Genomic DNA, 7,902 nt, shown 5'->3' on the forward strand with positions numbered 1-7,902 from the left:
TTTGATTGACAAGGCTCTCGTGCTTTAGCATGATCTCTATCAACAGAAGGAGACCCCCCATGAAACTCGATGAGCTGGCGAGGCTTCATCGCCAGATGCTGGTGATCAGGCGCGCGGAGGAGCGGCTGCAAAAGCTGTTCGCAGACGGTCTTGTGCCGGGGTTCCTGCATCTGTCCATCGGGCAGGAAGCGGTGCCGGTCGGCGTATCTGAGGCCCTTACGGATTGCGATACCGTGTCGTCAAACCACCGTGGCCACGGGCATACGTTGGCCAAGGGCGTGGACCTGAAAGGGTTCTTTGCGGAGATCCTGGGCAAGGCGACGGGTCTGTGCAAGGGCAGAGGCGGCTCTATGCACGTGGCGGACCTGAGCAAGGGGATGCTGGGCGCAAACGGCATCGTGGGGGCCGGCCTGCCGATCACCACCGGCAGCGCCCTGGCGCTCAAGATGCAGGGGCAGGGGGCTGTCGCAGTGGTCTATTTCGGCGATGGCGCGCTGGCTGAAGGCGTGTTGCATGAATGCCTGAACATCGCGGCGCTGTGGAAATTGCCCATCCTTTTTGTGTGCGAAAACAACGGCTGGTCAGAGTTCAGCCCGACCGAACGGCAGTTGGCGACAAGTCTCGACAAGCTGGCCAAGGCCTTTGGCATCAAATACTCTGCCGTCGACGGCAATGTGGTGGCCGATGTGGCGACCACATCGGCGCGGCTGGTCAAGGCGATGCGGAAAAACGCTGCACCAGCCGTTCTGGAATGCAGCACCACGCGGGTGCGCGGCCATTTCGAAGGCGACCGGCAGGATTACCGTGACGGCGACGAAATTGCCGCCCTGTCCGAACGCGACCCGATACGCCTGAGCGCGACGGCAATGGCGCAGGCCGGCGGTACCCCTGAGATGCTGGCCGAGATCGCTGATGCGGTCGATGCCGAAATCGAAGCCGCAACACAGGCCGCGCTTGAGGCTCCATTGCCGAGCAGCGCCGATATTCTTACCGATGTTTACACTTCAGTGGCTGGATGAACGATGCCTGAAACACGTTATATCAAAGCCGTCAATCAAGCCCTTGCAGATGCGATGGAGGCTGACCCAACGGTCTTTCTGATCGGCGAAGACATCGGCGCCGCTGGCGGTTCGTTCAAGGCGACCCGCAACCTGCTGGAGAAGTTTGGCCCTGAGCGCGTCTATGACTCGCCCATCTCCGAGGCGGCGATCACCGGCATGGCCGTCGGCGCGGCGCTGACCGGAATGCGGCCCGTGGTGGAAATCATGTTCATGGATTTCACCACCCTGTCGATGGACATGCTGGTCAATCAGGCCGCCAAGGCACGGTCGATGTTCGGCGGTCAGGGGTCGGTTCCGATGGTTCTGCGCACGCCGCATGGCGGCGGGCTGAATGCCGGGCCGCAGCATTCGCAATGCCTGGAGGCCTGGTTCGCGCATGTGCCGGGGCTGCGCGTGGTCTGCCCCTCCAATCCCGCCGATGCCTACGGGCTGCTGCGGGCCGCCATCGACGATCCCGACCCGGTGATCGTGGTCGAGAACAAGGCACTTTACGCCATGAAGGGCGATCTGCCCGACGCACCGGAGGACCGCGAGCGGATCGAGATCGGAAAGGGCCGAATTGTCCGGCCCGGGCGCGACGCCACCGTGGTGTCCTATGGTGCCGCCGTAGCCATGGCGGAAACCGCCGCCGAGACCATGGCCGAAGAGGGCATCGAGGTCGAAGTGATCGACCTGCGCTCGATTCAGCCATGGGATGAAAGCCTGGTTCTGGAGAGCCTGACGCGCACCCACAACCTTGTGGTTGCGCACGAGGCGGTGGAAGCCTTCGGCGTGGGCGCCGAGATCGTCGCCCGTATGGCCGACATCGGCTTTGACCAACTGGACGGGCCGATCCTTCGTGTCGGCGCGCCCTTTGCTCCGTCGCCATTCGGCAAGACACTGGAAGACGCCTATCGCCCCGACGCCAATCAAATCGTCGCGGCTCTCCGCCGGACGCTGGCCTAGTTCCAAGAGGATTCACATGAGTAAGAACCCTATCCTTCTCGACGTGGAAAATGCGATTGCCACGATCACCATCAACCGCGCCGAAACGCTGAATGCGCTGGACGTGCCGACGATCCGCGCCATGCACACTGTGCTGGACAAGGTGGAAACGGACCCCGATGTGCGGGTTCTCGTCTTTACCGGCGCGGGTCGCGCCTTCATTGCGGGGGGGGACATCGCCGACCTGAACTCGCGCCAGGGGCTGGCGCATTACCAGGAGTTCGCCGAAGAGATCCACAATCTGTTCCGCCGCATCGAAACCTTTGACAAGCCCACGATCGGGGCGGTGAACGGATTTGCCCTTGGCGGCGGGACCGAGCTGTTGCTGGCGCTCGATATCCGCATCCTATCGGACAAGGCGAAACTGGGCCTGCCGGAAATCACCCTGGGGCTGTTTCCCGGCGCGGGCGGAACGCAGCGGATCATCCGGCAATTGCCGCTCTGCCGGGCGAAGGAAATCATGTACACCGGCGACATGCTGACCCCTGAAGAGGCAGTCTCGGTCGGGCTGGCGAACCGCGTTGTCCCGCACGAGTCGCTGATGGACAGCGTCCGCGAGACCGCGGCCAAGATCGCCCACAAGTCGCCTCTGGTCCTGAAACTTCTCAAACGCACGCTTTCCGATGGCGGCGACATGCCCCTGTCGTCCGCATTACGCCATGAACAGGCAATGATCGGTCTGGTGCTGGACAGCTCGGACGCGCATGAGGGGTGCGGCGCCTTTCTGGAGAAGCGCGAAGCAACCTTCGAGGGACGCTAGGCATGACCGATCTCGTTATGCCAAAATTCGGTCTGACCATGACGGAGGGCTTGCTGACCGAATGGCATGTCGTTCCCGGTGCGGCGTTTAGCGCCGGCGATATCCTGTTCACGGTCGAGACTGAGAAGGTCGCCAATGAGGTGGAGGCAGAGGCCGACGGCGTACTGACCGAGATCATTGTGCCTGCGGGCGAAACCGTGCCGGTGGGCAGCCCGATCGCGCGGCTCGCGCAGGCGGGGGATGACGCCGGCAGCGCGAGCGAGGAGGCGCAGAGCCCACGCCTTGCCCCGGCTCCGGCCCCGGCGCCGGATACGGAAGACGCCCCTTCGGCGCGCAAGTTGATGGCCGAACATGATCTGGCCCGCGAACAGGTCACTCCGACCGGGCGCAATGGCCGCGTGACCAAGGGCGACGTGCTGCGCGTCATCGCGACGCCTCTGGCCCGGAGCATCGCGACGAAAGAGGGCCTGGATCTGCACAGGGTCGAGGGAACCGGCCCCATGGGGCGGATCAAGGCGCGTGACGTCGAGGGCGCGGCGCGTGTTCAGGCTGATCCCGCCATCCACCCCGATCCGGCCCATGCGCGCGAAATCGTCCCCGATGCGGTGCGGCTGGCCACTGCCCGGCGGGTCAGCGGGGCAAAGCGCGACATCCCGCATTTCTATGTTACGCATGAGGCAGAGCTAAGTGCCCTGACCGCGCTGCGCGCGCAGTTGAACGCCGATCCCGATGGGCCGCGGGTCACTGTCACGCATATGCTGATCCGGGCGCTGGGTGTGGTTTTGACCGAACATCCCGCGATGAACCGCATCTGGGCCGGCGATCATATCATCGCCTTCAGCCAGGTGGATATCGGCATGGTCACGCAAACGCCGGATGGGCTGCGCATCCCGGTTATCCGCGATGCCGGCGGGGCCACGCTGGACGGTATTGCAACCCAGGCGCGGGATCTGGCCGCGCGCGCCCGCAGCGGCGAGCTGGGAGCCTCGGATGTGGGCGGCGGGGTGATCTCGATCTCGAATGTCGGGATGATGGGCGTCACCTCTTTGACACCAATCATCAACCCGCCGAATGCGATGATCCTGGGTGTTGGTGCCGAACGCCAACTGTTTCGCCCTGACGAAAACGGCGCACCCGCTCTGCGCCGTGAGCTGACCCTGACGCTGGCCTGCGATCACCGCATCATCGACGGGGCCGACGCCGCCACGTTCCTGGCCGAACTTGTTGCCCTTCTGGAAACGCCATTGCGCCTGCTCCGCCCCGCGCGCGGCACCGCCGACTCAAACGCCGGAGACTGAGATGGATTTTACACTTAACGACGAACAGAAGCTGATGATCGAGACGGCCCGCAAGGTAGGCGAGGCTTTCGGCCCCGATTACTGGCGGGAGAAGGACGCCAACAAGTCCTTCCCCTCGGAATGCTGGCAGGCGATCTGCGAAGCCGGCCTGTCCGGCGCCATGCTGCCCGAGGAACTGGGCGGCGTAGGTCTGGGCATGGTCGAAGTCGCGTTGATCATCGAGGAACTCTGCGCTGGTGGCGCTGGGGCGACCTTGGCGCAGGTCTTCATGCTCAACCCGATCTTTGGCGGCGTATCGGTGGCGAAGTACGGCACCGATCAGATGAAGCGTGAGTGGTTGCCGAAGATGTGCAGCGGCGAGATGCAGTTCTGCATGGCCCTGACCGAACCCGACGCGGGCAGCAATTCGCTTGAAATGCGCGCGACGGCGGTGGCCGAGGCGGACGGGTGGCGACTGAATGGCCAGAAAATCTGGATCACCGGGGTGCCGCAATCGCACAAGATGCTGGTAGGAGCCCGCACCACGCCCATCGACAAGGCCGCCAAAAAGACCCTTGGCATAAGCCTGTTCATGATCGACACCGACCGCGAAGGCGTCAGTCATACCCCGATCGACAAGCTGGGGACGAATACGCTCCCCTCAAGCCAGGTCTATTTCGACAATGTGCACGTCCGCGCCGACGAGCTTATCGGCGATCTGGACAAGGGTTGGTATCAGTTGCTGGACGTGCTGAACACCGAACGCATTGTCACCACCGCGGGCCTGATCGGTGCGGGGCGGCTGGCGGTCAGGCTGGGCGTGGATTATGCCAAGGAGCGTCAGGTCTTTGGCGGGACCCCCATCGGGGCCTATCAGGCGATCCAGTTCCCGCTGGCGCAGCACTGGGCGGAACTTGAGGCTGCAAAGTTGTTGAATCTGAAGGCCGCTTCGCTATTCGATCAAGATCTGTCGTTCGGGTCGGAAAGCAACGCTGCTAAACTGCTGGCCTCGCAGGCCGCATCCGCGGTCGCGGAGCGTGCGATGCAGGTGATGGGCGGTATGGGCTTTTCCAAGGAAATGCATGTTGAACGCCTGTGGCGTGATGCGCGGCTGTTCCGCTTTGCCCCTGTCTCCGAAGAAATGATCCTGAACTATATCGCGACGACCAACTTGGACTTGCCGCGTTCGTACTGACGCGCCTGTCTGTCTTTGCTCTACTACCCAGGAGTCAATCATGCTGAACCTGTCGGCACAGTTAAGCTTTCATGCCCGGACCCGTCCACAGGCCGAGGCGCTGATCTACGGCGAGTCGCGGCTGGACTGGTCTACGCTGGAACAGCGGGTCCACCAGCTGGCAGGGGGGCTCAGCGCGCGCGGGATCGGGGCCGACAGCATCGTGGGACTGGTGATGAAGAACTCATCCGCCTTCATCGAGCTGATCTACGCCCTGTCCCATGTCGGTGCTGTCTGTCTGCCGATGAACTTTCGCCTGTCGGGAGAGGAAATCGCCTATATCGCCAATCACGCCGGCGTGGCTATGGTCGTGGCAGACGCCGAATTCTCGGCGGTTCTGGAAGGGCTTGACCAGCCCGTCCTGATTCTGGACACGGCCGCGCAAACGGATCCCCGTCAGGCCTTGAGCGGCGATCCGTTGGTCACGCCGCATCCTCGGGCGGGCGACGATCTGATGCGGCTGATGTATACCTCGGGCACGACGGACCGGCCCAAGGGGGTGACTCACACCTACGACAATTTCCATTACAAGAACATGGATATGATCCTGTCAATGCATCTGACGGCGCAGGACCGGCTGTGCATGGTGGGCCCCTTGTATCATGTCGGCGCCTGCGATCTGCCGGGGATGGGGGTGCATATGATAGGTGGAACGCTGGTTGTGCTGAGGGATTTCGATGCGCGACAAGTCGTGGAAACCATTGCGCGCGAACGGATCACCGGCATCTGGCTGGCCCCGGTGATGACCAGCGGAATTCTGGCGCTGGCGCGCGACGACCTGCCGGACCTGACCACGCTGCGCTGGTGTATCGGGGGCGGAGACCGCACGCCCGAAGCCCGCATCCGCGACTTCGGCAGCGTGTTTCCGAATGGGCGGTATGTGGATGGCTACGGTATGACCGAGACCGTTTCGGGTGACACGTTGATGGAACCGGGCCGCGAAATCGAGAAGATCGGTTCGGTCGGGCGGCCGGTCAGCATGGTCGAGCTGGAAATCCGCGACGATAACGGCACCAGCCTGCCCGCCGGGGCCGTGGGCGAGATCTGCATGCGCGGACCGAAGGTCACGAATGGCTATTGGAGAGACCCCGAGCGCACAGCCGCCGCCATGCACCCGGACGGATTTCTGCGGTCGGGCGATATGGGCTATCTCGATCCGGATGGGTTTCTGTTTCTGACCGACCGTAAGAAGGACATGATTATTTCCGGCGGCGAGAATATTGCATCTTCCGAACTGGAAAGGGTATTATTCCTGATGCCGCAGGTCGAAGACGTTGCGGTGATCGCCAAGCCCGATGAAAAATGGGGTGAGGTGCCAATGGCCGTGATCGTCCCGCAAGCCGGGCAAACATTGACAATGGAGGAACTGGACGTTTTTTGCCGCAGCCATCTGGCCGGATTCAAATGTCCCAAGGACATGAAGCTGGTCTCGGCGCTGCCACGAAATCCCTCCGGTAAAATTCTCAAGCGCGTGCTGAGGGATGAAGTCCTGAAAGACCTTTGACTACCCTAGGAGAGCCTGTGACGAACCAGAAAGCCCCCCCTACAGCGGAGACGGATCCCCGGGCGTTCAGACAGCATCGCAAGAAGGCCAGACTGACGCGGGGCGAAAAGGCGCAAAAGACCTATCGCAATCTGATGGATGCGGCGGCGAAGATCGTCGGTGAACTTGGCTACGCCGCCACCTCAATCGCCAAGGTGACGGAGGCGGCGGGCGTTGCCCACGGCACGTTCTACAACTATTTCAAGGATCGGCAGGCGCTGTTTGATGTGCTGCTGCCCTATGTCGGCCAGCAAATGACCGACCAGATCACGGAAGATCTGACCCATGTCGGCAACGGGATCGAACGCGAAATCGGCAGGTTCCGGGCGTATTGCGACTATCTCAAGTCGAATCCCGGTTTCTACCGGGTTCTCTACGAGGCCGAGGTATTCGCTCCGGTCGCCCACGAAGCCCATATTCAGCGGCTGAGCGACGGCTATCAACGCGCGCTGAAACGCGCCATGGATGCCGGCGATCTCCGCCAGATGTCCGATGACGAACTGGCAACCATTGCGGCCATCTTGCTTGGCGCGCGCGCCTATGTCTCGATGCAGCACAAAAACACCGGCGACGTCCCGGAATCGGCAGTGCAGGCCTATGCCGGCCTCGTGCGGCACGGCCTGTTTCTTTAGACTGGTTCTATTACAGCCCACCAGGCAGTTTGCAAATCCGTCAAGGTGTGGGGCTTTCTTTTGCAAGAACGAAGTTTCTTATCCGAGGGCCTCGTGATGGATAGCCCGCCTGAAGAACCTGTCGGGCCCTGGCAAACGGGATGTTGGTGGGAGAAAAAGTGTTCGTCGTCAGAGTTTCCGGGCCAGTTGGCGGCCTGAGCCAAAAGAGGGTCTGGCGCATCTGGTTGGTCTGATTATGCGGCGGATTTACGGTGAAGAAAGTGCCGGGTTTCGATGGTCTGTTGTGAGCTACCCCCCGAAATTCGGACAGTGACGTAAGCTACGATTTGCAGTCTGCTGATCTTCGACGAGAAGGAGATCAGAGATGTCGAAACGCAAACAACATGCGCCCGAGTTCAAGGCGAAGGTCGC

Annotated in this window: 7 protein-coding genes; all 7 read left to right on the forward strand. The window is 62.1% G+C overall.

Translation table 11 applies throughout. The annotated features are described in order from the left end of the window. Nucleotides 1-59 precede the first annotated feature (59 nt). The 7 genes from DL899_RS16555 to DL899_RS16585 all read left to right on the forward strand — a co-directional run bounded on the left by DL899_RS16555 (nucleotide 60) and on the right by DL899_RS16585 (nucleotide 7,491). Nucleotides 60-1,019 (forward strand): thiamine pyrophosphate-dependent dehydrogenase E1 component subunit alpha, encoded by a 960-nt coding sequence (locus DL899_RS16555; protein ID WP_111735467.1) that lies wholly within the window; start codon nucleotides 60-62, stop codon nucleotides 1,017-1,019. Between the two features lie 3 nt (nucleotides 1,020-1,022). After that, nucleotides 1,023-2,006, forward strand: a complete 984-nt coding sequence (locus DL899_RS16560; RefSeq protein WP_111735468.1) for an alpha-ketoacid dehydrogenase subunit beta — start codon at nucleotides 1,023-1,025, stop codon at nucleotides 2,004-2,006. A 16-nt stretch (nucleotides 2,007-2,022) separates the two neighbouring features. Next, nucleotides 2,023-2,805, forward strand: a complete 783-nt coding sequence (locus DL899_RS16565; RefSeq protein WP_111735469.1) for an enoyl-CoA hydratase/isomerase family protein — start codon at nucleotides 2,023-2,025, stop codon at nucleotides 2,803-2,805. 2 nt (nucleotides 2,806-2,807) lie between these two features. Next, nucleotides 2,808-4,103, forward strand: coding sequence for a dihydrolipoamide acetyltransferase family protein (locus tag DL899_RS16570; RefSeq protein WP_111735470.1), 1,296 nt, complete (start codon nucleotides 2,808-2,810; stop codon nucleotides 4,101-4,103). A gap of 1 nt (nucleotide 4,104) precedes the next feature. Continuing rightward, nucleotides 4,105-5,277: an acyl-CoA dehydrogenase family protein gene (locus tag DL899_RS16575; protein WP_111735471.1), complete on the forward strand. Its 1,173-nt coding sequence runs from the start codon at nucleotides 4,105-4,107 to the stop codon at nucleotides 5,275-5,277. A gap of 40 nt (nucleotides 5,278-5,317) precedes the next feature. Then, nucleotides 5,318-6,820, forward strand: coding sequence for an AMP-binding protein (locus tag DL899_RS16580; protein ID WP_111735472.1), 1,503 nt, complete (start codon nucleotides 5,318-5,320; stop codon nucleotides 6,818-6,820). Between the two features lie 134 nt (nucleotides 6,821-6,954). Then, nucleotides 6,955-7,491 carry a TetR/AcrR family transcriptional regulator gene (locus DL899_RS16585; protein WP_111735473.1) on the forward strand — a complete coding sequence of 179 codons (537 nt, stop codon included), beginning with the start codon at nucleotides 6,955-6,957 and terminating at the stop codon, nucleotides 7,489-7,491. The last annotated feature ends 411 nt before the right edge of the window (nucleotides 7,492-7,902 follow it).

It is taken from the genome of Roseovarius amoyensis (assembly GCF_003260265.1).
In the GTDB taxonomy this organism is placed as follows: Bacteria; Pseudomonadota; Alphaproteobacteria; order Rhodobacterales; family Rhodobacteraceae; genus Roseovarius; species Roseovarius amoyensis.